This window comes from Bacillus cereus group sp. Bc010, from assembly GCF_027716745.1.
Taxonomy (GTDB): Bacteria; Bacillota; Bacilli; order Bacillales; family Bacillaceae_G; genus Bacillus_A; species Bacillus_A pacificus.
This window is the reverse complement of sequence record NZ_JAQFUY010000008.1, coordinates 72,526-96,628: the sequence shown is the minus strand read 5'-3', so window position 1 is coordinate 96,628 and position 24,103 is coordinate 72,526. Positions and strand designations below refer to the sequence as shown.

Here is a 24,103-nt window from a genome sequence, read left to right as displayed (position 1 = left end):
CAATTCTACAAAACTGAAGTGCATTCTAGTCTTTTGAAGTCCACCTCTTTTTAACTTAGTTAACATAGTTATCGTGTCCGTTAGTTGGTTAATTAATACCTTAATTCATTTTTTTACCAATAAAGTATTGCATCAAAATGCAAAGTTTTTCGAAAATAACTATTTTCGATGTGAGATGAAAATGGGGGAATATCTATTTAGAATCTAATAAAAAAGATAAGATTACGGAGTGTAATCTTATCTTCGCACTAATAATAATAAATTGTATTTTCAAGGTTTCAAAATGACTTTTATACAATCATCTTCACGATTATTGAAAATTTGATAACCGTAGCTCGCTTCTTCAAGGGGGATTTTGTGCGTAATAATCTCTTTTGGATCAAATTCTTTATTTGTTATTTTTTCAAATAGTTCCGGCATAAAATGAATGACAGGTGCTTGTCCCATTTTAAGATTAATATTTCTAACCCAAAATGCACCGAGTGGGAAGGCATTATAGTTGCCGCCATAAACGCCGGTCATTTGAACCGTTCCATATTTTCTTACGGCCTTCGTAGCAATTTGAATAGGGCCGAGAGTTCCACCTTGTAATTTCAATTTTTGTTCTAGAAATTCTAGGGGTGATTTTTTTCCATCCATGCCCACGCAATCAATGACTACATCCGCACCACCATGTGTGATTTCTTTTAAATGTTCTCCCATATCAGGAAATTTTGTAAACTCAAATACCTCAACATTGTTAATCTTTTTTGCATAATTTATCCGATAATCTAAGTAATCGACTGCAATTACGCGTTTAGCACCTTGCATCCAAGCGAATTTTTGTGTCATTAATCCAACAGGTCCACAACCAAGGACGATAACAGTATCACCTCGCTTAACGCCTGCGTTTATTACACTCCAATAAGCTGTTGGCAAAACATCGGATAAAAACAGTAGAGATTCATCTTCCAGTTCGCATGATTCTGGTATAACAAATGGAGTGAAATTTCCAAAAGGAACTTTTAAATATTCAGCTTGTCCGCCCGGATGATTACCAAATTTCTCTGTATAACCAAAGTATCCGCCAGAATCGTAATGGGGGTTGGAGTTGTCACATTGACTTTCCATTTCATGTTGGCAATAAAAACAATGTCCACAAGCAACGTTAAAGGGGATTACGACACGGTCGCCTTTTTTCACTTTCGTAACATCTGGACCTACTTCTTCAACAATGCCCATTGGCTCATGGCCAATAATATATCCTTGCGGTAAAGGCATGTTCCCTTGATATAAATGTAAATCAGAACCGCAAATAGCGGTTGAAGTAATTTTTACAATAATATCATCTTTTTTCTCTAATTTTGCATCATCCACCTGTTTAACTTGTACTTGGTTTGGGCCTTGATAGGTTACAGCTTTCATCTCATATCTCCTTTTTGATTATTTCTCAAAATATACTTTCTATTTAATCGATTGGTGAAATAGAAATCTGTCTTTTATTTACTGAAGAGAATTAGGAAGTATATATAGTGTTGTTATGAAAGTATGTTATACCAGTTATTCTTTCTTATATGTTTTGCCCTACTTTAAGAAAAAAATCAATATTTATTCATATGCTAATTCCCATAAAAAGGATAACTATTATTTCATGATTCGTAGCATATTAAAAGCATTGGAGGTGAAACGATATGGCAAACAATAATAGTGGAAATCGTAATGAATTGTTAGTTCGAGGTGCTGAACAGGCTCTTGATCAAATGAAATATGAAATTGCACAAGAGTTTGGTGTACAACTTGGTGCAGATACAACAGCTCGTTCAAATGGATCTGTTGGTGGTGAAATTACAAAACGTTTAGTAGCAATGGCTGAACAACAACTTGGTGGTAGAGCTAACCGCTAAGTAAATTGACATACAATATAGTAGATATGTAAATCAATTTCTTTTGTATATGTGTAAAAATAAAAACCCTTATAGTAAATGGATTCTCACTCAAAGATTATTGATAATCTTCTTTCATAATCTTTGAGTATTTTATTTGTAAACTACTTTCCTAAACAATAAACACGCAGTGTTGGAAAGGTGTTTTCCATGCATAGTAGAAAATCTTTTGCAGGAAAAAGCATACTTAAAAATTTGATTTCAATATTGAAATCAATATTTATTATGATATTTTCGAAAGGGAGGAATTTAAAAATGGGTATATTAAGTGGAAATCCTCAAAACGAACCGTTACATTACGGAGAAGTATTTGATATTTGGAGTTATCTTTTAGCTGCACAAGGTGCAATTGCAAGCCATCAAGTGTTTATGAATCACACAGGTGACGAAGATTTGAAAAAGTTTTTAGAAAGCTTAATTGAAAATGATATGAATTCGGAAATAGGAGAGTTAAAAACTCTTTTAAAGGTTAATGGCGTAGCTTTACCGCCTGCTCCTCCAGAACGACCAGTTGCATCTATTGAAGATATTCCTCCAGGAGCACGTATTAATGATGTTGAAATAGCAGCAGCTGTTTCTGCAGGATTAGCAGCTGGACTTGTGACATGTAGTCAAGTGATGGGAAAATGTCTTCGAGAAGATGTAGGGATGCTATTCGGACAATTTCATATGAAAAAAGCGCAAGCAGGTGTAACTTTGCTGCGTTTAAGTAAGAAAAAAGGGTGGGTAGTTCCACCTCCATTACATGTAAGAAATTCTGATCAAGCTTAATAAACAAAAATAAAAAAGTGGCATTGGCCACTTTTTTATTTTTTAGATGTATCCCCACTTCGGATTTGTTTATTTAGTTTCTTAAATATAAAAAGTATTTTCATGCTTAATGTATCTTTTTGTCTACATATTTTCCATAATCAGGTACAGCAATTTTATCAAATTCTTGAACGAGTGTGTTGAGGCTTGTTGATAGCAAATCACCTGACATCGGTATCCCATGCCCAGTAACAGCAACTAGAGGCTTTAATTTCTCTAGCTTAATAACTGACTCTTTAGCGGCTTTCCAGTCTGTTGTTAAATAACGAGGTGGTCCGCTTATTTCCTGTTCCTGAGTAATTACTTTATATAAATATTCCTGTTTCACTGTAACAAAAGCGTCCCCAGCAATTAAAGTTCGGTCTTTTTCTCGGAATAATGAAATATGCCCTGGAGTATGTCCTGGTGTATGAATCCATCTAAACTCTGGCATATGAGGAACGGTTCCATCTGCAGGTAATACTTTTACGCTATTTTCTAAATCAATCGGTTCGTTAGGGAACAGAGGAGACATTTTCGCTACTATACCACCTTCAACTGTTGGATCTGGTTCAGGATAGCTTTGTTGTCCAGTCAAGAACGGTATCTCCATTTGATGTGCATAGACTGGAATATCCCAATACTTGATGAGTTCAATTATTCCTCCAACATGATCAAAATGCCCATGAGTTAAAATAATTGCTTTTGGGCGGCTATTTGTACCAAATCGCTTCTCAGTAACAGATATAATTTCATTTGCACATTTAGGCATTCCAGCATCAACTAAAACAAAATTATCGGTATGCGGATTTCCAACAAAACATATGTTGACGATTTGAATCGTGTAGCAAAATAAATCAGGCAATACTTCGAGGCCATGACCACTCTCAATTGAAGTTGCTGGAATAAACTTGTAATCACTTCCATAATTCATTTCATTGTCCACTTTTTCTCCCCCTTAACTTATTCCAATATGACATTATAGTTCCCTAATTTTGAAAATCCATTTTGGGGGATGTTGTTTTCTCCCGCTTTAATGGGCAGTAAGACCCCACTGATTAAAGTTTCACTTTACAGTATACTGACTTTGTTTCTTACTCGTTTATTACATTTACTATCACAAGTGCCCTTATTAAAATGAGGAGAGAAACGTACTTGATTATAGGAAGTTTTTATTTAAGAGGAGGAACTATCATATGGCAAAGGTACTAATGTTTAATTTTCCAGGGGAAGGACATGTGAACCCAACTCTTGCACTTATTGAAGAATTAGTAAAAAGAGGGGAAGAGGTTGTTTATTATTGTGTAGAGGAGTATAAGGAGAAAATTGAAAAAACAGGAGCTTTGTTTCGTCCATATGAAAATTTTTTAGCAAAAGTAGACATGTTGAAAAGGATGAATGGAGAAATAGATCCCTCTGAACTATTATTACATATGGTAAAATCCATGGATAAAATAATAAAGATTGTTATAGAAGAGTTGAAAGAAGAAAAGTATGATTACGTAATATATGATAACAATTTTGCAGTAGGATGGATCATAGCTGAAGCATTACATTTACCTAAAATCTCTTCATGCACAACATTTGCAGTTACGAAAAAGTTATTTAACGCATTGATGAACAATCATAATGAAGGAGACAAAAAATCACCTCTTTATCAAGAAGTTACGCATATTTTAGAAGAGTGGCAAAAGGTATATGGCTTTTCTATGAATGAAAAGAAAAATGTAATGACTTGTGCTGGAAATATTACTATCGTATATACGTCTGAATTTTTCCAACCTGATGTGGAGGAATTGGATGATTCTTATATCTTTGTTGGACCCTCTATTACATCACGGAAAGATATGCAAGAAATTACTTTTAAACAGAAGGAAGAAGAGAAACTCATTTATATTTCTATGGGAACTGTATTTAATCAACAGATGGATTTTTATTACATATGTTTTGAAGCATTTAAAAATTTTCCTGCTACCATCATATTGTCCGTAGGAAAACATATTGACATCAACCAATTGAAAAATATCCCATCTAATTTCAAAGTTTATAATTATGTGCCTCAGTTAGAGGTATTGAAACAAGCTAATCTTTTTATTACACATGGGGGAATGAATAGTTCTAGTGAAAGCTTATATTTTGGCGTTCCTATGATCGTTATCCCAGTTATGGGAGATCAACCGATAGTGGCCCAAAGAATAGAAGATTTAAAAGCTGGCATACAATTAAATCTAAAAAAGCTTACTCCAGTGACATTATATAATGCAGTAATGGAAGTATTATCGAATGATGTATACTTAGAAAATAGTCATAAAATCAAATGTACTTTAAAAAATGCTGGTGGATATATTAAAGCCGCTGAAACAATAGAACTATTTAAGTTGAAGACGGGTATTAAATAAGATGCCCCAGTTGCCAAACACAGCAGCTGGGGCATCTTATTATTTCTTCCTAACTTAATTATACCACGTAAATCAAGTTCGAAATAGACTGTTTATTCGTATTTACTCCTGCTACAATCAAGAACACATGCAAAGTAAGGAGAGATGTTATATGAGTTCTTTCGTTCTCGATTTTCAGGAAATAGAAAAAACGCAGCTTTCACTTGTCGGTGGAAAAGGATTGAATTTAGGGGAGTTATCTAATATTCAAGGGATACAAGTGCCGGAAGGATTTTGTGTGACAACAGTAGGATATGAAAAGGCCATCGAACAAAATGAAGAGCTTCAAACTTTGTTGCAGCAGCTAACCAAGTTGAAAAAGGAAGACCGAGCTCAAATTGGTGAAATTAGTAAGAAAATTAGAGAAGTTATTATGGCGGTAGAAATCCCTTCAGATGTAGTGGAAGCGGTAACTCATTATCTCTCACGTTTTGGAAATGAACATGCGTATGCCGTGCGCTCTAGTGCGACGGCTGAAGATTTACCGTATGCTTCATTTGCTGGTCAACAAGATACGTATTTAAATAGTATCGGAAAAGAAGCGATTTTGCAGCATGTAAGAAAGTGCTGGGCGTCTTTATTTACAGAGCGAGCAATTATGTACCGCATGCAAAATGGTTTTGAACATAATCAAGTTTCTATATGTGTTGTCGTTCAAAAAATGGTTTTCCCTGAGGCTTCGGGAATTTTATTTACGGCTGATCCGGTTACTTCTAACCGAAAGGTGCTATCAATTGATGCCAGTTTTGGACTTGGTGAGGCGTTAGTATCAGGACTGGTCTCTGCCGATAATTATAAAGTAAAAGAAGGCAAAATTACCGAAACGATGATAGCGACTAAAAAATTAGCTATTTATGCTGTAAAAGAGGGCGGAACAGAGACGAAACAAATTGATCCGGCTCAGCAAAAACTTCAAACATTGTCGGAACAACAAATATTACAACTAGAACAGATCGGAAGACAAATTGAAGCTTATTTTGGCTGTCCACAAGATATAGAATGGTGTTTAGTCGATAACGTATTTTATATTGTCCAAAGTCGCCCCATTACGACTGTATATCCAATTCCTGAAGAAAATGATGGGGGAAATCATGTGTATATATCAGTTGGTCACCAACAAATGATGACCGATGCGATGAAACCGCTTGGGTTATCTTTTTTCCTGTTAACGACTAATGCTCCTATGCGTAAAGCGGGAGGACGGCTGTTTGTTGATGCTACACAACAATTAGCTTCACCTGCTAGCAGAGATTATTTAATAAATACTTTAGGGAAATCAGATCCACTCGTAAGAGATGCATTAACGACTATAATCGAGCGAGATCATTTTATTACATTGTTGCCGGATGATGAAAAAGAAAAGATTGTTAGTAAAAGTAAGCAACCTGTAAATTCGCAATCAGAAATATTAGTTACTGCGTTTACTGACCCCGGCTGGACACCGTTGTTTGTGTCTATAAAAGGATTAGTCACTGAAGTTGGCGGACTTATGACGCACGGAGCAGTAATTGCACGTGAATACGGATTACCAGCAGTCGTTGGAGTAGAGAATGCTACAAAATTAATAAAAGACGGACAACAAATACGGGTACATGGGACTGAAGGATATATTGAAATGCTATAAAGACAGGGTATTTATAACAAATGTAATTGATGGATATCTGTTGTACAATCTTAGCCATATCATGCTAGCATAGTGATAAAGGGGGAAACGACAATGGATAAGTTTTCATATTTAATTTTTATAATAGGAGTTTTATTATTAGTTATTGCAATATTTTTTAATAAACCGCGTCGTTAGGTGAAAGACGTATTTATAAAACCTTTAAACTTGAAAATTATTTTTAAGCAACAAGTGTCGTTGTACTTCAGGTAAATAAAAAGGATCATCCGCTATAAATAGTGGATGATTCTTTTATTTTGCGACAGCTCACTTCTTTAAACCAGCCGCATAAAAAGGTCCATGAACTGCGATTGTTGATAAAATACGAGCAATTTCCTCTGGTGTTTCTTTTTGTCCGTTATTTAACCATTGCTGAATCACACCAATATGAGCAGATGCCATATAAGAGGTTAAGTATTGGCTTGGGACAAGTAAATTCTCTTTATTAATGAGAGCGCCATTCGTATCTTCAAATATTGTTTTCCACATAAAGTCTTTCAGTTTTGTTTGGAAAGATAAATCTCCTTTTGGACTTAATACAGCTTTCATAAAATCACTATTTTCATTTAGAAATTCAAGAATAGAAGTGATAAGTAGAAACGGCATTGTTGGGGAAGGGCTTGAGCCGAGATCAGCAATAACTTCCGGAAGTTTCTGTTTAGCAATGCTAGAAAACTTATACATAATTTCTTCTTGGCATTTCGTCATTAAATCAAACTTATCTTGATAATGTGCATAAAACGTACCACGATTTATGTTTGCTTTCGTTGTAATATCTTTCACTGTAATGGCGTCAAAACCTTTTTCTTCAATTAATTCCACAAATGCATTTCGTATGGCAGTTTTCGTGCGAACAACACGTAAATCTAAATTACTCTCACGCAAAATAGGTTCCTCCTTAATTTTAGCCAACACATTTTAAGAATGTGTCTTATAACCGACACATTCACGATTTTTGATTATTGTATAAGGTTCAACTCAAACATATAATTCAAATATAAATAAACAACACGTTGTTGGTTATTGTAAATCAAATGATAGGAGGAGAAAAGAAAATGTTTAAAAATAAACTTTTATGGTTATCACCAGTTATTGCACTACTTGTTGTTTTTATTTTTTCATTAACGTTATTTCCAACTGTTCAGCCTCAGCCGAAAAACTTGCCAATCGCAATTGTAAATGAGGATCAAGGAGTAGAAATTCCGAATCAACCGAAGATGAATATGGGGCAAACGATCGTTGATAATATGAAAAAAACATCAAAATCAGAGGAAGAACCCGCAGTGAAGTGGGTAGAAGTGAAAAATAAAGAAGTAGTTCAAAAAGGCTTAAATAATCAAGAGTATTACGCAGCATTAGTTATTCCAAAAGACTTTAGTACAAAACAAGCATCATTACGAACACCACAGCCATCTTCGCCAGAGGTAGAAATATTCATCAATCAAGGAATGAATACAGCAGCATCATCTATGGCAGGACAAATGTTAAATGGGATCGTTGATAATATGAACAATACTGTTCGTACTCAGCTACTAGATGGATTAAAAGCAAAAGGAGCTACATTAACAGCAGATCAAGTTTCAAATGTAGTAACACCGATTACAAAGAAAGTGACAAATGTAAATGAAACCGGCAAAAATAGTGCGAACGGTAACTCGCCAATGTCTTTATTCCAACCGTTATGGATTGCAAGTTTAGCGAGCGCAGCAATTATCTTTATGGCGATAAGTAAAATGCCGATTCGTACAAGAAACGAAAACTTCGTATTAAAACTAAAGCAAATCGTAACAGGCGCAATTGCTGCATTTGTTATTGGATTCGGTCTTACATGGATTGCGGATGGAATGGTAGGATTAAATATTTCAAATTTCACTGATACAGCACTATTTTTATCTATTACATCCTTTAGTTTCTTCTTAATGATATCGGCCGTACTTTCATTAGTTGGACTAAAAGGAATTGGCGTATTCGCACTCTTACTATTCTTTGGGGCACCGTTATTATCGCACCGGAAATGTTGTCGCCATTTTATCAAGACTGGGTGTACGCATGGTTGCCAATGCGATTTATGATTGAAGGACTGAGAGAAATATTCTTCTTCGGAAAAGGGTTAAGCTGGAGTACACCTCTTACTGTACTCGTTTGGATTGGTGCGGTAAGTATGGTTATTATTCTATTGACTGCTTTCAAACGTAGTGCAATAAAGGAACATAAAACAGAATTAAACGCTTAGAAAAAATAACGTTTCACTCGTAGTGAAGCGTTATTTTTGTGATGAAATAATGATTAGTCGATAGGGAAATGAAGAGTTCGCATTTGTGGTTCTTTTTGTATACATGCTCCTGCTATTACAAATTGCATAAAATGTTATGCGGAATAATGGAGGGGATACAATGTATAATTCGAATTATTATGATTCGTATAGGCAAAATGATAAGCTGATTCGCGATATTGAGAAAGCAATTAATGGAGAGTTTAGTGCAATAAGTTGCTATGCGAAATTAGCCAACATGGCTCCAAATACGGCGGAACGAAATCAAATTCTTGAAATTCGTAACGATGAAATCAAGCATTTCCATCATTTTGTACAAATCTATACAAATTTAACTGGTCAGCAGCCGAAACCACCATTTTTTATAAAAAGGTTTTTTCATATGTATTCCTCCTAATAGATATGTAGCAGTGCTCATTATATCAGTGTTTAAAGGATTTACGTTTTTTTAGAAAAGTACTATTGTTTAATCAAATATTAAAAACCTTGATAATACTTGCTTTTCAATGATTCATATGCTCGATTAGGTAATAATTACCGCTTTTTATTCGGGGAAGAAAGAGAATTGATCATGATTTATAAGGGAGGTACAAACAAATGAAAAGAGGAATTACAGTAGATATTCCAAATGAATATGATAATTTACTTTGGAAAGTGTTAAAGCCAATTGATATTTCTTCATATGATTGGTGGATAGGGAGTGAAGAGTCATACTTAGTAGCACGTGGTGGATTGGATGAGGCATTATTTCCAGAAGAACCAAGTATAGTGGAAGGATCAGATTTGAAAACTTTATTTAAAGACAACATATATTATGTTATTTTTGCAGATTTAAAAGCGTATTCAAAAGGAGAGGAAGTAGTAGATATTGAGACATATGAAGAATTTAAAGAGAGTAAGTGTGAATTAGTTTTACTAGTTGCGGATTGTACATACGTTACGATTTACGCTAAAGATCAAAAAAAGATTGAATTGATGTATGAAAACGCAAGGAATCAAGGTTATTATGTTGAATACGTTACAGACGAAAATGACGGTAGAACGCGATTATCAGTATGATAGTCATTTGAAAGGGGAACGGCAATATGGAGAGAAACACAGTTAAAGAATATACAATTCGAACCGCTACGGAAGAGGAAAGTGATAGCATTATCACGCTATTAAAAGAAGTAGCACAGTGGTTACAACATAAAGAAGTGGATCAGTGGCAGTATTTGTTAAGCGGAGAGGCTACCGCTGAAATACTAGAAAGTATAAAAGAGAAATATACATATGTGGTTACGAAAGAAGATGAAATTGTCGGTACGGTTACAGCATCTCCTAAACAAAATGAATGGGATGAACATATTTTTGGGAAAGAGGAAGTTTCTAATTCATTATATATTCATAGATTTGCGGTGAAACGGAAGTATAAGGGGAACGGAATAGGCGAATGGATGTTACAGTGGATAGAAGAGAATATACAACATGATAAAGAGTTTTTAAAACTAGATTGTGTAGGGCATAATCTTACGTTGAATGATTTCTATAAGCGATGTGGTTTTGAATTTATCGGTAGTACGGATGGACATAGTATGTTTCAGAAGAGAATAATATAGTTGAAAAGAAATAAGAAAAAGCGTAGGGACCCCTACGCTTTTTCTTATTTCTTTTCACTGTCTTTTAAAACTTGCTTTATTTTTAAGTGAACTACTTGGGCAGCTAGATACCCAAGACCTCTAGCTGCTTGCAGTTGAGTTTTTTTTACAATTTTCTGTTTGAGCAATGTTTTTTCATGATTAATATTTATTTTTTTCATAGTGTATATGCCCCTTAAAAATATCCTTATTATAGTTATTTTAATTTATTAATATAGATAATGCAATTTGTATTTAAAATCTGTTTACATATTTGGATATGAAAGAAGGAATCCAACATGATTATACAGAATATTTAGATAATAGGAGGTGTCGAATTTTGAGTGAAATTGAATTAAAAAGGAATGTAATTAAGACTGGGAGTGAGAAGGGGGTTATTCTTCGGTTTATACTCGCTAGTTTAGTTGGGGTGTTTATGTTTTTCGTACCAGTTACGATAAATGGTGCTTCTTCTATTATGATTGATCATATCGTATCCTGGATAAGGGCTTCTGTCCCGAGCGTAGTACCTTATTACGCTCTACTCGTTATGGCAATAGGTGCAATTTATCCGTTTTATACGAAAAAATGGAATACATCTATCGTAGATATTTGTTTTTCTATTTTAAAAGTAGTTGGCGTCGTTTTTGGTGTATTATATTGTTTGAAAGTAGGGCCAGCTTGGTTCTTTGCACCAGATGTAGGGCCGTTTTTATATGAGAAATTAGTCATATCGGTAAGCTTACTCGTTCCAATTGGTTCGGCTTTTTTAGCGTTATTAGTCGGGTACGGATTACTTGAATTTATCGGTACGTTTTGCCGTCCCATTATGAGACCGTTATGGAAAACACCAGGCCGGTCAGCAATCGATGCGGTTGCCTCCTTTGTGGGGAGTTATTCGTTGGCCTTATTAATTACAAATCGCGTGTATAAAGAAGGAAAGTATACGACAAAAGAAGCAGCGATCATCGCTACAGGTTTTTCTACAGTATCCGCAACATTTATGATTATCATCGCAAAAACATTAGACATTATGCATTTATGGAATGTTTATTTTTGGACGACTCTCGTTGTAACATTCATCGTAACTGCTATCACCGTAAGAATCCCGCCTCTTAGTAGAAAACCAGATACATATGTAACGGAAGAAGGGTTCCCAGAGCCCGTTTATAAAGAGAAAATGCTAGAACGTGCTTGGGAAGATGCGCTAGAGGTATCAAAGTCTGCACCGAGCATGATGAAAAATATTGCAGTGAACTTAAAAGATGGTTTTATTATGACGATGGGAATTTTACCATCGATTATGTCTGTAGGGTTAATTGGTATTGTCTTAGCGAAGTTCACGCCAATATTTGATTGGGTCAGCTACATTTTCTATCCTTTTACATGGCTATTACAATTACCAGAAGCAGACTTAGCTGCTAAAGCGGCATCCGTTGGTATTGCAGAAATGTTTTTACCATCATTATTAGTAGTTAGTGCACCACTTGTGACAAAGTTTGTCATTGCGGTCGTTTCAGTATCATCTATATTGTTCTTCTCAGCTTCCATCCCTTGCATTTTATCGACAGATATTCCGTTAAAAGTATCAGAACTTATCATTCTCTATGTACAAAGAACGATATTAACGTTGCTTATCATTACACCGATTGCTTATTTGTTGCTTTAAAAAGGGGAAAGGTTTAAAAAAGAATCCTTCTATAAAAGGAAGGATTCTTTTGTTTAGTGTTTTTATCAAGTAAATACCTTAAAATGTACACTTTTTTGATGTTTTATTTGTTTTTCGAATATGAAGTAATACTTCTTAAGAAAATTCCTAACCCTGCAAAAAAGAATCCTAAGCATAATAAGCTGCCTGGCGTTCCCCAAGTAATTTGATCTAGCATTTTTATATCCTCCCATTTATCCCATATTAATTAACTGTAAAACTTTCACTGATTAAAGTTTTACTTTATTATTATATAATGTTTTTTAGTGGTATCCAGATTTCCCCTTAAATAGGTACCGTAATTAACAAAACTCGATGGCAAGTAAGAGTAACGTCCTAACGGAGCGATTAATAAGATCTACCATTAAAGCTACTATTGAACTAATAGAAAGTAGAAAAAATAAACATTTTAATACAGTTAACAAATAAAAACAACTTTTTTAAATATATTCTGTTATTCAGTATGCTAATAGAATTTAAGGGTTAATTTATGGAAAGAAGAAATTGTGATATTAAGAATGCTTATTTGTTACTATTAATTATGTTCTAAAGTGACTCTAGTTGATTCTTTCACAAACAAAGTATTAGCTAAGTATAAGATTTTCCTGATAATTGTAATTAATACTCCAGTGTTCATGAACAATAAAGTTGTTTAAATATGGAAGTTCAACATCTAATCGCTTATAATTAAAATAAGTGAACGGATGTTTTGTTTTTTGGAGGGAAAAGATGGCTAACACTAAGCAAAGACTAAACAAAAGAAGAAAAGCTTTAAATGAAATTCAAAATTTAGTAGATAATGCAGCCCATTTATTAATTATTCATTACTCGTGTGAGAGTTTTTATGACATTAAAGATGGTCGAACACCTAGAATCACTTCTATAGCTGTTAGGTATTTTAATACTGGACAAACTGAAACTTTTTCTATCCATAAGGTTGCAGAGAAGAAAGGTTATTTAGCAGAAATTGAAAGTCATTATGATGAACTTGAAAAAATTATGTTAGGTGAATTTTATAAATTTGTGAAAACTCATTTGAACTATAACTGGGTTCATTGGAATATGAGGGATATTAACTATGGATTTCAAGCTATAGACCATAGGTTCAGTGTATTAGGTGGAAAACCAATTTCAATACTTGATTCTCAGAAATTTGATTTAGCGAGAAAACTAATGGATATATATGCAGATTATGCAGATCATCCTCGACTTGAAAAATTGATAGAACTAAATAATATTACTAAAAAAGATTTTTTAAGCGGTGCAGAAGAGGCAGAAGCTTTTGAAGAATTAAAGTACGTCGAGTTACATCGCTCAACACTTAGAAAAGTAGATATCTTTCACTCAATACTTGAACGAGTGATTGATAAGAGTCTGAAAACCAAAAGTAAATGGCATCATATTTATGGATTTACACCACAAGGAATGTTTGAATCTATAAAGGATCATTGGATATTTGCATTAATTTCCTTAATAGTCGGAGCAGCTTTATCAGCAGTCCTAGGCATCGTATTTTTAGATTTTTTCTAATTTTTTGGAGCGTACGCTAAGAGGTTAAATTGCTTGGGCAATGCGGAAATTTTTCAGAATATCAAGGGAGGTAGAGGTGTTTAATAGAACAGGGATTATTTATGAAATTCAAATACAGAATTAATACATAATCCTGTATTTGAATTTAAGATGAAAGGTACAATATTATCTATTAAATAGTTGGCAAGTTAACGAAAAAGTATTTATAAAGGTGGATATATTAATATGGAGAGAAACAAAAGAAAAGATTTATTTTGCTTATATTACATCAATTTTAATAAAGTATTTGAGATAGCCATGTTATTAGATAACCAGATTATTACTGGTGAAGAAACACAAAAAAATAGCACTCATAGTTTAAAATTAGCTGCAAAAATAAAAAATATGTTGGCAATGGTTTTTGAAGGTACTGCAGATATAGGATATAACTATTCTAAAGGTTCACAATTAAAAAAAACTGTAGAAATTAAAATGACTAATTCCGTTGTTCTTAAAGAATTAATTGAAGAAGTTAAATTAAGTGATAAAAATATCGAAAATGCAAGAGAAGGAAAATTAATTTTAATTGATGAGGTAAATTTGAGTTTAGTAAATGAAGAGGAAACTCGACAAATCAAGTTAGTTAAACAAGGGGTACTAGATAGATTTATTCATGAGGATATTTCTTTAGGTGAAATAATGAAACCGATGCTCAACGATTATTCATATCAACTGACGGGTAAGAAAGGTGAAGAAAATTATCTTATTAAAATTCCGGCTAACGCTGATAATGAATTTGAAAACAATTATACTATAGACGATTTACTTTTGGGAAAAGTTACTTTGATTGGTATATATAATGGACTTAAAAGTTCAAATGATTTGAAAAATACATTTACATATCTAAAAGGAAATGAAACACAAAATGATGGGATTATAGATAGTCAAACAGGTGAAGAAATTAATGAAATAGAAAAATATCATTATATTGATATCCTTGCAATTACTCAAAAGATTCATATGTAAGAGGTGAAGCATTTGTTATCGTATAAAGTAGATTACTACTGTCAAAAGAATTATAGAAAATATGTTGAACAAAGAAGAGTTGAAGGGATAAATATTATAACAATACCATTACTGGAAATGAATCAAGGTGGAATGGATGAGTTTTTAACTGAATCAGTAGTCGATATAGATTTGACAAGCGCTATTAGAATTGCCAAAGTAAATGATACAATAAATTATTTATTAGAAAAAATTCTATACTTACTTGTGAATCACGATGTTAACTTTATTATTGAGGAAAAATATCTAAATGATCTACTGAATGTATTTCCTTATTTCGTAGAAGGAGAAAAAGTAGATATGGAAATTAATGAAGCTGAGATTATTGAAGAAATCATATCGGAAGATAATAAGAAATTAATAGTTGATGATGAAAAAAAAATTGATGAATTAACAGTTTTTCTGAATGAGCATTTAATTGGCCATCAGGCTTTTAAAGAAAGGTTTCTAGAAGAACTTAAAGTATATAAATATTTTAACAAGGTTATTAAAGATCAGCCTATATATTCAATTTTCTTATTAGGGCCTTCAGGGACGGGGAAAACGGAAATAGGTAGAACTTTACATAAATATTTAGATCAATCAAGTAGTTTAGCAAAGATTAATCTAGCGAATTATAAAAGTGAAAGTTCGTTATCTGGTCTAATAGGAAGCCCTCCCGGTTATATTGGTAGCCAAGAAGAAAGTGATTTAGTTAGAAAAATTAAAAATAGTAATGCAGGGTTATTAATTATAGATGAATTCGAAAAAGCAGATGGATCTATTCATAATTTCTTTCTACAACTTTTAGAAGAAGGAGAATTTGATGATGCTCTTGGTAACATCCATAAACTAAATGGATATGTTGTTGTCTTCACTTCAAATTTTAAAAGAAATGAGTTTTTAGAAAAAGTTCCTTCAGAGCTCAGGTCTAGATTTAATTTAATAATTGAATGTTCGTATTTAAATTTTGAGCAAAGAAAAGCATATTTAGAAAAAATACTTGGAGAATATAGTATACAAGCTGGTTTGCTTCTAAATAAACAAGAATTAGATGAGCTAATATTAACCATTGAATTTAAAGAAGAGCATAATTTAAGAAAACTTAAACAAATGGCCAGAAAGGCTTTTTTTGATACATACAGTGAGAGACTTAAATGATATTACAAAAAATAAGGTTAGAGGGAGTAAAATTTGACTAATTCAGAAAAAATGTATTCTATAAAAAAGGACTATAGTGGTGAAAAGAGTTTAATTATAATACCAGTTGGTAAGTTTAATATTTCAAATAGATATCAAATTGAAGATATTACCATTTATCCAATTGGTACAGTTAATACGGAAGAGTTTTTTGAAACAAAAGTAGATTTTGATTTCGCGGAAGTTAAAGAAGACTTTTTAAATTCGGCTTTTATAGTATTCCCTATAATAATTCAAAAGAAACATCCCTTTGGCAATTTTACTGTGGAGCAAAAGAACCAATTGTTAAATTCTAATTTCAGTAAAGCAGAAGAAGTATTAAATATATTTAAGTATATTTACTGTAATTTAGATAAATCATCACTTTTAACTCAAAAAGCAGGATATATTAACAATATTTATAGTGGAGCATTAATATACTATCCGCATTTAGGTATGTCGGATTATTTAAGAGAAAAATACAAGGTGAATAATGAATTTATTGGAAAGGGATTAATAGTAGAATTAAAAGAGATTAAAGAAATATTAGACAAACATACTGTTATTTTAGATAGAAGTTGTGGAGAAGTTGGAAATATCATTAAGCATGCACTACAGCTGTATGCGAATATAGTAGAAGCTAGTAGTAACACTAATAAGTATGTACAAGCTTTAAGTTTGATTGAATATCTTACAAACCCCTTTGAATTTGAAAAAATGAAAAAGTTAAAAGGACATGTTATAGCGTTTTCCGTTGATAATAAGAAATCTTATCACGAGTTGTCTGAACGCTTTAAGTTTTTAACAGGATTAAAAGATGAACAAGGGATAGAAATAGGGCTAAGAACCAATATAGTACATAACGGAAAATTGCTAGAGCAAATGTTGGACAAACCGCATGAACCAGAATTTATTATAAAAGAGTTACAATATTATATATGTAATTATTTAGAGGCGTGTTTTGAAAGTTATAAAGAGTCTTGGGAGAAATTTACAGAAAAAAGAGAGAAGAGAAAGAATGAAATAGAAAATAACCCGAATAAATTTGCAGGTAAATATGAGTCAGATACATTGGTATTAATTGATTTTGATTTTTTTAATCAAGCATTAAAGGAAGTATATCAAATGTACCCGCAACATTATCAAAAAAAGTTTGATATGGGAAGTTTTTTGTATGCTTGTATAGCCCAGGTTGGGTTAGAGAGACAAGGGTTTAAGATACCGTTTCACTTTATTACAAGTTCAAATGATAAAATTTATAATGATATTCAACCGAAAAATATATTGGATTATGAGCAACTAGGTGTTGATACATCTTTAGCAGAATTTGATATTAATGTATCTCAAATAGAAGGAAATTACCTTGCGAATTTCAAAAATATTCTTTATCAATATACATTAGAAAGAAATTATGTCTTAGTTCCATCTAGTAAGTTTGATAATATCATTTTAATCTCTGATAGAAATAATATTCATATGGACTTTTTTGGGGGAATTGAACAATCAGTTAAACAAATATATTTAGGGAGATTAGATAAGCATAGAACAACAGCATATCCGAGCTTTATTTGGTTTGATATACAGATATTATTTATGGGGATATTAGGTATTGAATTATGGGAAGAAGCAAAGCCAGATTTTATATTTGAGGTTAATTAAATAATTGTTGAACTAAAAAACATAATTAAGGAATTTTATAGTTTATACATTTGTAGTGAACCTTTATAAAAGTTCAGATTGGAGATGGTAAATGTGAAAAAATTATTTGTTATTGGGAATGGCTTTGATATATCTCATGGCCTAAAGACAACATACGATGATTTTCGAAAATATTTAATTTCAGACCATGAAATTGAAATGGATAGTTTAGTTATTCCTGAATCGACACAAATGCCAGACGGGGAAATTAAATATAATGAACTGGAAATTTTATCTATGTTGTTTTTCTTGATTAGTGAAGCTGAATCTAATACTGAAAAATGGAGTAATGTAGAAGCATCTTTAGCGAATCTGAATTTTGATGAAGCTTTTGATTGTTATTCTGAGGTTTTAGATAAAGATGGAGATTTAGATTTATGGAAAACATCATATAATAATGAGGATATTGCATCAAATCTTGTCATCCCTTCATTAACAATTCAACAGTTATTTTCAAATTGGATTAATACGATAGATATTATTAGCGTAAAAACAAAGGTTGATTTCTTGAAATTAATAGAAGAGGAAGATTTATTTTTAACATTTAACTATACAGATACATTAGAGGGAGTTTATCATGTATCAAACGAAAGAATTTGCTATATTCATGGGAAACAAAATGAAGAAATTTATTTTGGACATGGGAATAATGAAGATAAAACAGACTACTATATGAAGAATTATATTGGATCGGAAAATGGTTTAGTTGAAATTCATGAACAATTACGTAAGAAAACTGAAATAGCTTTAAAAGAAAATATGCATTTTTTCGAAAATCTAACAGATTCCAATATTAGCGAAATATATTCTTACGGGTTTTCATTTAGTGAAGTTGATATGATATATCTAAAAGAGATTTGTAAACGGATGAATACTCAAAAACTAATATGGTATTTCAATGACTTTGATGAATGGAATCATAATGATTATATTGATATTTTAATAAAGTGCGGATTCAAGGGTGATTTTAGTACTTTTAATATTTCGAATAAAGAACTTACAGAGATTGACTAATAAGTATAAGGAGATGTAGTTTAAATAACTTTATTATTTTTTATGAACAATTTAAGTAGAACGAATAAATTTTTATTTAATAAAGTAGCTGTTTCAGACTGATGCAATATGTAATTGCTTATCGTAATCAAATGAGAATCATTTTTTTATAAAAGTGATTCTATTAATTATATCCTATTATAATTATAAAACGTTTCTATTTCATGTGATATAGTAACAACAAAGGGGGCTTACAAATGGAAATCATTCACGAAAGAGTAAAGCTACGGTTAATGGATAGTGATGATGTCGAAACTTTGTTTTCGATTGTAGAAGGAAATCGGGAAATTTGGGCGTATTTAATCTCTAAAATGGATAGTGTGCAAGATATGCAGCAATATGTGCAAAAAGCGATACAAGGTTATGGAAAAGGTACGCAAATTCCTTTCGTTGTAGTGGATTTACAGACAAATGCCATTGTAGGGAGTACACGTCTATATAATATTTCAGTAGAAGATAAAACAGTCGAGTTAGGACAAACGTGGTATCATCCAAGTGTCCAGCGTACGAGTATAAATACAGAGTGTAAGTGTATGCTTCTCCAGTATGCTTTTGAAAAACTGCATATGCTGAGGGTACAAATTAAGACGGATGCAAGAAATGAAAAAGCACAACGAGCAATTGAAAGGTTAGGAGCAGTAAAAGAGGGCGTGCTTAGAAATGAAAGAAAATTACCGAATGGACATGTGAGAGATGCGGTTGTGTATAGTATTATCGCAAGCGAATGGCCAGTTGTGAAAGCACGTCTATTAGAAAAATTAGAATTGTATAAAGAAAAGCTATAATTCGTGTTTTGAAAGGTATATTATTTGTAATACATAAAAAATATACCTTTTTTCTTACAAAATGCTACTTTATTTTAATTCCTTTTGTTTCATCGTTCCCTTCTGAGAAAAAATTCGTTACAATGTAGTTGTATGGTAATAAACTTATGAATTTAAAACATGTAATGAAAACCGCAAATGAAAATGAATTGATAATCCTCAATTTTAAATGAAAACCCTTTTATACATAAATAACAAGTAAAGTTCCTTCTTTTAAATAAACTCAAACAAAACGATTTGATATAAATGTTTTTTTATAGAAGTATGGATGATGTACGGAGGCAATTACAAATGAAAGAAAATAAGAAGAGTAAGAAAAGACGAATCTTTCAAGTATTTTTACTAATGATTTGTTCTGCTATTTTATATGTAAGTTATGCAGCTTACGATATTTGGAGTTATCGTTTTAAAACAGATGATAGCGTGAAAACGGATGCTGGTATCGTACTAGGAGCAGCTTCTTGGAACGGAAAACCATCTCCTGTATTTAAAGAAAGAATTAATCATGCGATTTCTTTATATAAGAACGGAAATATTAAAAAGATTATTTTTACAGGTGGTACAAAGTTCGAGGCAGAGCTTGAGGAAGCGCGTACGGCAAGAGTATATGCAATGAAACAAGGTGTAAAAGATGAAGATATTTTAATTGAAACAAAATCCCTTTTCACTGAAGAAAATTTAAAGAATGCGAAGGAAGTTGGAATAGAGAACGGAATACGCACATACACGATTGTAAGTGATCCACTTCATATGAAACGCGCAATGAGAATCGCAAAACATATTAATATTGAAGCGTATGCTTCACCAACGCCGACATCAGCATATAAAACGTTAGATACAGAAATACCATTCTTCTTTAAAGAATTATTCTCGTATATTGGATATGTAACCTCGTTACCATTAAAGGCATTGAAGGGAGATTAATAAGAAAAGAACCTATCTTTAAATAGGAACTTTTCTTATTAGTCAAAAACATTGTATTTTTATCGGAATAGTGAAACAATAGAGAGGTAGCTTCATATAATCATAATGACAAAATGAACGGTTTATGAATCGAGCATAAAGGAGATTATAGTATGGCACTCTCATTTGTTGAAACAGAAAAACAATTTTTTATTATTGAACAACTAAATAAATTGATTCCGAAGTTCATGGAAAGGGAGCATCAACTAAGTGAATTAGGATCATTTCCGCATGAAAATATAAATGATTTGAAGAATATCGGATATACGAAATTAACGTTACCGAACGAATTTGGTGGCAGTGCGATTTCTTTATATGACTTCGTTTTATTTCAAGAAAAAATTGCAGAAGGCTGCGGAGCAACTGCCTTATCGATTGGCTGGCATCTTGACATTGTAAAAGAGCTAGCGGAAAATCGCTCTTGGAATGATGAGATGTTCAAATGGTTTTGCGAAGAAGTGCGTAACGGTGCGCTCTTTAATAGGGCAGCAACAGAACCGAAAACAGGAAGCCCGACGCGTGGCGGTAAACCAGAAACAATAGCGGTTCAACAAGGCGAGAAGTGGGTTATAAATGGAAGGAAAACTTTTACAACGATGGCGCCAATACTTGATTATTTTATTATTTCAGCAAGTATGGAAGGCCGAGAAGAAGTTGGAGAATTTGTCATTCCAAGAAATACACTCGGTGTATCCATTGAAGAAACGTGGGATAGCGTCGCGATGCGAGGGACTGCTAGTCATGACCTTGTCTTACAAAATGTAGAGATAGAAAGTCGCTTTTTTACAGATGTAAAGGACGGAAAAGTAAAACAAAAGGGTATTGGCTGGTTGCTACATATACCAGCATGTTATTTAGGAATTGCACAATCAGCAAGAAATTATGCAGTTCAGTTTGCGGGATCATACAAACCAAATAGTTTAAACCATTCTATTAGTTTATTACCGAATGTTAGAAGATTAGTTGGAGAATTAGAACTCGAGCTTATGCAAGCTCGCGTCTTTTTATATCAAATTGCGAAAAAATACGATGAGGCAGAAGATAAACTGTCACTACAAGTAGAGCTGGCAGCAGTGAAATACGCCGTAACAAATGCGGCGATATCCATAGTGGATAAATCAATGCGCATCGTAGGAGCAAAAAGTTTATCAGAAAAAAATCCGCTCCATCGTTATTATTTAAACGTTAGAGCAGGACTACACAATCCGCCGATGGATGATGCAACACTATCTATGTTGGCGGATGCGGCGTTTCGGTCGTAGGTTTAAAAACATACTAGCAAGAGAAAGAAGATCCTATTGTTGGATCTTCTTTTTTTATAAAAATTAATAGAAAGGGAATTCTATTAAATTAGTAATCATATTACTTAAAAATTAAGCGTAAGAATAGAGTAAATGAAGGGAGATATAAAATGAATAAAGTGAAACTGAAAGTATTTCATATAAAGTATGTAATGATATGTATTTTATTCACGATTATATGTATTCTCACTTCATTCTTCATTTCTAGTAATTCAAACGTATTTAAATCGTATTATGTTAATCAATTATTAGGAACGAATTCTACGAAAGGCCTCATGTATATGATAGGTAGTGAAAATCGTTATTTTGCAGAAGAATTTCATAAAGAAAAAGGACGAGCGTCTTTGGAATCTTTTTTACTTTCACTTTCTACAAATATTAATGTAAATGACCTCCGAAGCTTATTAACTCGAGAACTTCCAAATATGAATCAATTTTATTCGGAAATATTAATTGCCGGGGAAGGAACAGATTATACGAACATTCCTGAAGAATCTAGTATTCCTTTAGAGAATATTAAGAATGAAGGTACTGCTGTTAAACACCCAAAGAGTGAGAAAGAAAACAATTCAAATACACAAAATAACGGTGAAAATAAAGTTTTTATTTATCATACACATAGTTGGGAGTCGTTTATTCCTCTCATCCCAGGTGCTACTGTACCTGATGATGCCTCAAGTACAAATAATGAAGTGAACATTACGTTTGTTGGAAATTATTTAAAACAAAAGCTAGAAGAAAAAGGAATAGGTGTTTCACATGATACGACAAATATGAGAGATTTTCTGCGAAATAAAAATTTAAATTGGGCGCAATCCTACAAAGGATCCCGTCAAATATTACAAGATAAATTGGCACAAGATAAAAATATTATGTTTCCCATTGATCTTCATAGGGACGATGCACGAAAAAATATTACGAAGAAAACGATTAATGGAAAGGATTATGCACGACTCTATTTTATTTTAGGTCGAGAAAATCCTAACTATGAAAAAAATAAAAAAATAGTAACGGCAATCAATTCATATTTAGATGAAAAGTATTACGGTTTAAGCCGAGGCATTTTTATTAAAGATCGTAAAAGCGGGAACGGAGTATATAATCAAGACCTTTCTCCAAATGCTTTACTTATTGAAATGGGAGGCGTAGATAATACACCAGAAGAATTATATGCTTCCGTTGATGCATTAGTAGAAGCATTTAGCCACTATTATAATGAAGTAACTAAGAAAAATAATTAAAATAAAAAGGAGTGACATCTAGTCAGAAGTGCTAGGGGGTTACTCCTTTTTTGTAGAATATAAAATCACCAATAGATGTTAGTAGTTAAAAAATCTTTCTTTTCATTCTTCTTTTTCTAGTTTTATAGGAGAATGCTATGCTTCTTATTTCAACTACTGTATAATAAGGAAAAAGCACGAAAAGAGGTCATCTCATGCTAGAGGTTATTGCAACATGTTTAGAAGATGTAAAACGAATTGAACGAGCTGGCGGGAAGCGAATTGAATTAATTTCATCTTATACAGAAGGCGGTTTAACGCCGAGTTATGCATTTATTAAAAAAGCGGTAGAAGCAGTACATATACCGATTCACGTTATGATTCGCCCGCATGCGAAGTCTTTTACATATACGGAAGAAGAAATTGAAATGATGAAAGAAGATATTGTAGTTGCTCAGAAATTAGGAGTAGCTGGTGTTGTATTAGGTGTATTAAATGAAAAGAATGAAGTGGATGAAGAGAAACTAGCGAATTTATTATCTGTGGTAGATGGGATAAATGTTACATATCACCGTGCAATAGACGACATAGAAAATCCAGTAGAAGCAATGAAAACTTTAAAGAAGTTTCATAAAGTGACTCACGTCTTAACTTCAGGTGGACAAGGAAATATAGTGGAGAATATTCCACTGCTAACAGAAATGCAAAAGATAAGCGATGGTCAAATTCAACTTGTAGTTGGAGCTGGCGTGACGAAAGAAAATATAAAGCGATTGCTAGATGAAACTGGCATTTCGCAAGCTCATGTCGGTACAGCAGTAAGAGAAGGGAAATCATGTTTTGCTGAAATTGATCTTAATTTAGTACAAGAATTAGTTCAAATTATACAATAAACAATAAAGAA

21 protein-coding genes and 3 pseudogenes are annotated in these 24,103 nt (G+C 32.7%); 20 read left to right on the top strand and 4 right to left on the bottom strand.

The window, feature by feature from the left end:
• Positions 1-270 precede the first annotated feature (270 nt).
• Entirely contained in the window at positions 271-1,404 is a 1,134-nt protein-coding gene (locus PDQ68_RS12200) for a zinc-dependent alcohol dehydrogenase (RefSeq protein ID WP_000649081.1), read from the bottom strand.
• 266 nt (positions 1,405-1,670) lie between these two features.
• On the opposite strand from PDQ68_RS12200, the gene sasP reads away from it, so the two are divergent.
• A complete protein-coding gene (sasP, locus tag PDQ68_RS12195) occupies positions 1,671-1,883 on the top strand; it encodes a small acid-soluble spore protein, SasP family (RefSeq protein WP_000002833.1) in 213 nt (70 codons plus the stop codon).
• A 294-nt stretch (positions 1,884-2,177) separates the two neighbouring features.
• Positions 2,178-2,693 (top strand): DUF3231 family protein, encoded by a 516-nt coding sequence (locus PDQ68_RS12190; protein ID WP_061182612.1) that lies wholly within the window; start codon positions 2,178-2,180, stop codon positions 2,691-2,693.
• 106 nt (positions 2,694-2,799) lie between these two features.
• Here PDQ68_RS12190 and PDQ68_RS12185 read toward each other — a convergent pair whose 3' ends face one another.
• Positions 2,800-3,657 (bottom strand): MBL fold metallo-hydrolase, encoded by an 858-nt coding sequence (locus PDQ68_RS12185; RefSeq protein ID WP_061182611.1) that lies wholly within the window; start codon positions 3,655-3,657, stop codon positions 2,800-2,802.
• Between the two features lie 250 nt (positions 3,658-3,907).
• Here PDQ68_RS12185 and PDQ68_RS12180 point away from each other — a divergent pair, with 250 nt between their 5' ends.
• From PDQ68_RS12180 to PDQ68_RS29005, 3 genes and pseudogenes are all read left to right on the top strand, one after another.
• Positions 3,908-5,110, top strand: coding sequence for a macrolide family glycosyltransferase (locus tag PDQ68_RS12180; protein WP_001151406.1), 1,203 nt, complete (start codon positions 3,908-3,910; stop codon positions 5,108-5,110).
• Positions 5,111-5,261: 151 nt separating this feature from the next.
• Positions 5,262-6,483: pseudogene (locus PDQ68_RS12175) on the top strand (PEP/pyruvate-binding domain-containing protein); the annotation flags it as partial.
• Between the two features lie 116 nt (positions 6,484-6,599).
• Positions 6,600-6,773, top strand: a complete 174-nt coding sequence (locus PDQ68_RS29005; RefSeq protein WP_410973888.1) for a PEP-utilizing enzyme — start codon at positions 6,600-6,602, stop codon at positions 6,771-6,773.
• Between the two features lie 306 nt (positions 6,774-7,079).
• On the opposite strand, the gene PDQ68_RS12170 is transcribed toward PDQ68_RS29005, so the two are convergent.
• Positions 7,080-7,697 (bottom strand): TetR/AcrR family transcriptional regulator, encoded by a 618-nt coding sequence (locus PDQ68_RS12170; RefSeq protein WP_061182609.1) that lies wholly within the window; start codon positions 7,695-7,697, stop codon positions 7,080-7,082.
• A gap of 170 nt (positions 7,698-7,867) precedes the next feature.
• On the opposite strand from PDQ68_RS12170, the pseudogene PDQ68_RS12165 reads away from it, so the two are divergent.
• The 4 genes and pseudogenes from PDQ68_RS12165 to PDQ68_RS12150 all read left to right on the top strand — a co-directional run bounded on the left by PDQ68_RS12165 (position 7,868) and on the right by PDQ68_RS12150 (position 10,682).
• Positions 7,868-9,045, top strand: a pseudogene (locus PDQ68_RS12165) (YhgE/Pip domain-containing protein).
• Between the two features lie 160 nt (positions 9,046-9,205).
• Positions 9,206-9,439: pseudogene (locus tag PDQ68_RS12160) on the top strand (ferritin-like domain-containing protein); the annotation flags it as partial.
• A gap of 242 nt (positions 9,440-9,681) precedes the next feature.
• Positions 9,682-10,143, top strand: a complete 462-nt coding sequence (locus tag PDQ68_RS12155) for a DUF2691 family protein (protein ID WP_061182608.1) — start codon at positions 9,682-9,684, stop codon at positions 10,141-10,143.
• 26 nt (positions 10,144-10,169) lie between these two features.
• Positions 10,170-10,682: a GNAT family N-acetyltransferase gene (locus tag PDQ68_RS12150; RefSeq protein ID WP_061182607.1), complete on the top strand. Its 513-nt coding sequence runs from the start codon at positions 10,170-10,172 to the stop codon at positions 10,680-10,682.
• A gap of 44 nt (positions 10,683-10,726) precedes the next feature.
• Here PDQ68_RS12150 and PDQ68_RS12145 read toward each other — a convergent pair whose 3' ends face one another.
• The gene (locus PDQ68_RS12145; protein ID WP_161968549.1) at positions 10,727-10,882 is read right to left on the bottom strand and encodes a hypothetical protein; all 156 of its coding nucleotides are present in this window, start codon (positions 10,880-10,882) and stop codon (positions 10,727-10,729) included.
• A gap of 158 nt (positions 10,883-11,040) precedes the next feature.
• Here PDQ68_RS12145 and PDQ68_RS12140 point away from each other — a divergent pair, with 158 nt between their 5' ends.
• From PDQ68_RS12140 to PDQ68_RS12090, 11 genes are all read left to right on the top strand, one after another.
• The gene (locus PDQ68_RS12140; protein ID WP_061182606.1) at positions 11,041-12,369 is read left to right on the top strand and encodes a YjiH family protein; all 1,329 of its coding nucleotides are present in this window, start codon (positions 11,041-11,043) and stop codon (positions 12,367-12,369) included.
• A 768-nt stretch (positions 12,370-13,137) separates the two neighbouring features.
• Positions 13,138-13,938 (top strand): hypothetical protein, encoded by an 801-nt coding sequence (locus tag PDQ68_RS12135; RefSeq protein WP_242282382.1) that lies wholly within the window; start codon positions 13,138-13,140, stop codon positions 13,936-13,938.
• Positions 13,939-14,163: 225 nt separating this feature from the next.
• On the top strand, positions 14,164-14,943 hold the full coding sequence (locus PDQ68_RS12130) for a hypothetical protein (RefSeq protein WP_061182322.1): 780 nt from the start codon (positions 14,164-14,166) through the stop codon (positions 14,941-14,943).
• 12 nt (positions 14,944-14,955) lie between these two features.
• Positions 14,956-16,122, top strand: a complete 1,167-nt coding sequence (locus PDQ68_RS12125) for an AAA family ATPase (protein WP_061182321.1) — start codon at positions 14,956-14,958, stop codon at positions 16,120-16,122.
• 33 nt (positions 16,123-16,155) lie between these two features.
• Positions 16,156-17,799, top strand: a complete 1,644-nt coding sequence (locus PDQ68_RS12120; RefSeq protein ID WP_270786745.1) for a hypothetical protein — start codon at positions 16,156-16,158, stop codon at positions 17,797-17,799.
• A 93-nt stretch (positions 17,800-17,892) separates the two neighbouring features.
• On the top strand, positions 17,893-18,852 hold the full coding sequence (locus PDQ68_RS12115) for a bacteriophage abortive infection AbiH family protein (protein ID WP_153016964.1): 960 nt from the start codon (positions 17,893-17,895) through the stop codon (positions 18,850-18,852).
• A gap of 236 nt (positions 18,853-19,088) precedes the next feature.
• Positions 19,089-19,676 (top strand): GNAT family N-acetyltransferase, encoded by a 588-nt coding sequence (locus tag PDQ68_RS12110; protein ID WP_061182528.1) that lies wholly within the window; start codon positions 19,089-19,091, stop codon positions 19,674-19,676.
• Between the two features lie 330 nt (positions 19,677-20,006).
• Positions 20,007-20,639 (top strand): YdcF family protein, encoded by a 633-nt coding sequence (locus PDQ68_RS12105; RefSeq protein ID WP_016717896.1) that lies wholly within the window; start codon positions 20,007-20,009, stop codon positions 20,637-20,639.
• Between the two features lie 152 nt (positions 20,640-20,791).
• Positions 20,792-21,940: an acyl-CoA dehydrogenase family protein gene (locus tag PDQ68_RS12100; RefSeq protein ID WP_270786743.1), complete on the top strand. Its 1,149-nt coding sequence runs from the start codon at positions 20,792-20,794 to the stop codon at positions 21,938-21,940.
• A 149-nt stretch (positions 21,941-22,089) separates the two neighbouring features.
• Positions 22,090-23,220 (top strand): stage II sporulation protein P, encoded by a 1,131-nt coding sequence (spoIIP, locus tag PDQ68_RS12095; RefSeq protein WP_001045265.1) that lies wholly within the window; start codon positions 22,090-22,092, stop codon positions 23,218-23,220.
• A 194-nt stretch (positions 23,221-23,414) separates the two neighbouring features.
• Positions 23,415-24,092 (top strand): copper homeostasis protein CutC, encoded by a 678-nt coding sequence (locus PDQ68_RS12090; RefSeq protein ID WP_016717891.1) that lies wholly within the window; start codon positions 23,415-23,417, stop codon positions 24,090-24,092.
• Positions 24,093-24,103: the final 11 nt, after the last annotated feature.

Excerpts from the sequence above, each read along its gene's own strand:
- PDQ68_RS12200 (WP_000649081.1), bottom strand. The coding sequence starts at position 1,404 with ATGAAAGCTGTAACCTATCAAGGCCCAAACCAAGTACAAGTTAAACAG.
- sasP (WP_000002833.1), top strand. The coding sequence starts at position 1,671 with ATGGCAAACAATAATAGTGGAAATCGTAATGAATTGTTAGTTCGAGGT.
- PDQ68_RS12190 (WP_061182612.1), top strand. The coding sequence starts at position 2,178 with ATGGGTATATTAAGTGGAAATCCTCAAAACGAACCGTTACATTACGGA.
- PDQ68_RS12180 (WP_001151406.1), top strand. The coding sequence starts at position 3,908 with ATGGCAAAGGTACTAATGTTTAATTTTCCAGGGGAAGGACATGTGAAC.
- PDQ68_RS12155 (WP_061182608.1), top strand. The coding sequence starts at position 9,682 with ATGAAAAGAGGAATTACAGTAGATATTCCAAATGAATATGATAATTTA.
- PDQ68_RS12150 (WP_061182607.1), top strand. The coding sequence starts at position 10,170 with ATGGAGAGAAACACAGTTAAAGAATATACAATTCGAACCGCTACGGAA.
- PDQ68_RS12145 (WP_161968549.1), bottom strand. The coding sequence starts at position 10,882 with ATGAAAAAAATAAATATTAATCATGAAAAAACATTGCTCAAACAGAAA.
- PDQ68_RS12135 (WP_242282382.1), top strand. The coding sequence starts at position 13,138 with ATGGCTAACACTAAGCAAAGACTAAACAAAAGAAGAAAAGCTTTAAAT.
- PDQ68_RS12130 (WP_061182322.1), top strand. The coding sequence starts at position 14,164 with ATGGAGAGAAACAAAAGAAAAGATTTATTTTGCTTATATTACATCAAT.
- PDQ68_RS12110 (WP_061182528.1), top strand. The coding sequence starts at position 19,089 with ATGGAAATCATTCACGAAAGAGTAAAGCTACGGTTAATGGATAGTGAT.
- PDQ68_RS12105 (WP_016717896.1), top strand. The coding sequence starts at position 20,007 with ATGAAAGAAAATAAGAAGAGTAAGAAAAGACGAATCTTTCAAGTATTT.
- PDQ68_RS12100 (WP_270786743.1), top strand. The coding sequence starts at position 20,792 with ATGGCACTCTCATTTGTTGAAACAGAAAAACAATTTTTTATTATTGAA.
- spoIIP (WP_001045265.1), top strand. The coding sequence starts at position 22,090 with ATGAATAAAGTGAAACTGAAAGTATTTCATATAAAGTATGTAATGATA.
- PDQ68_RS12090 (WP_016717891.1), top strand. The coding sequence starts at position 23,415 with ATGCTAGAGGTTATTGCAACATGTTTAGAAGATGTAAAACGAATTGAA.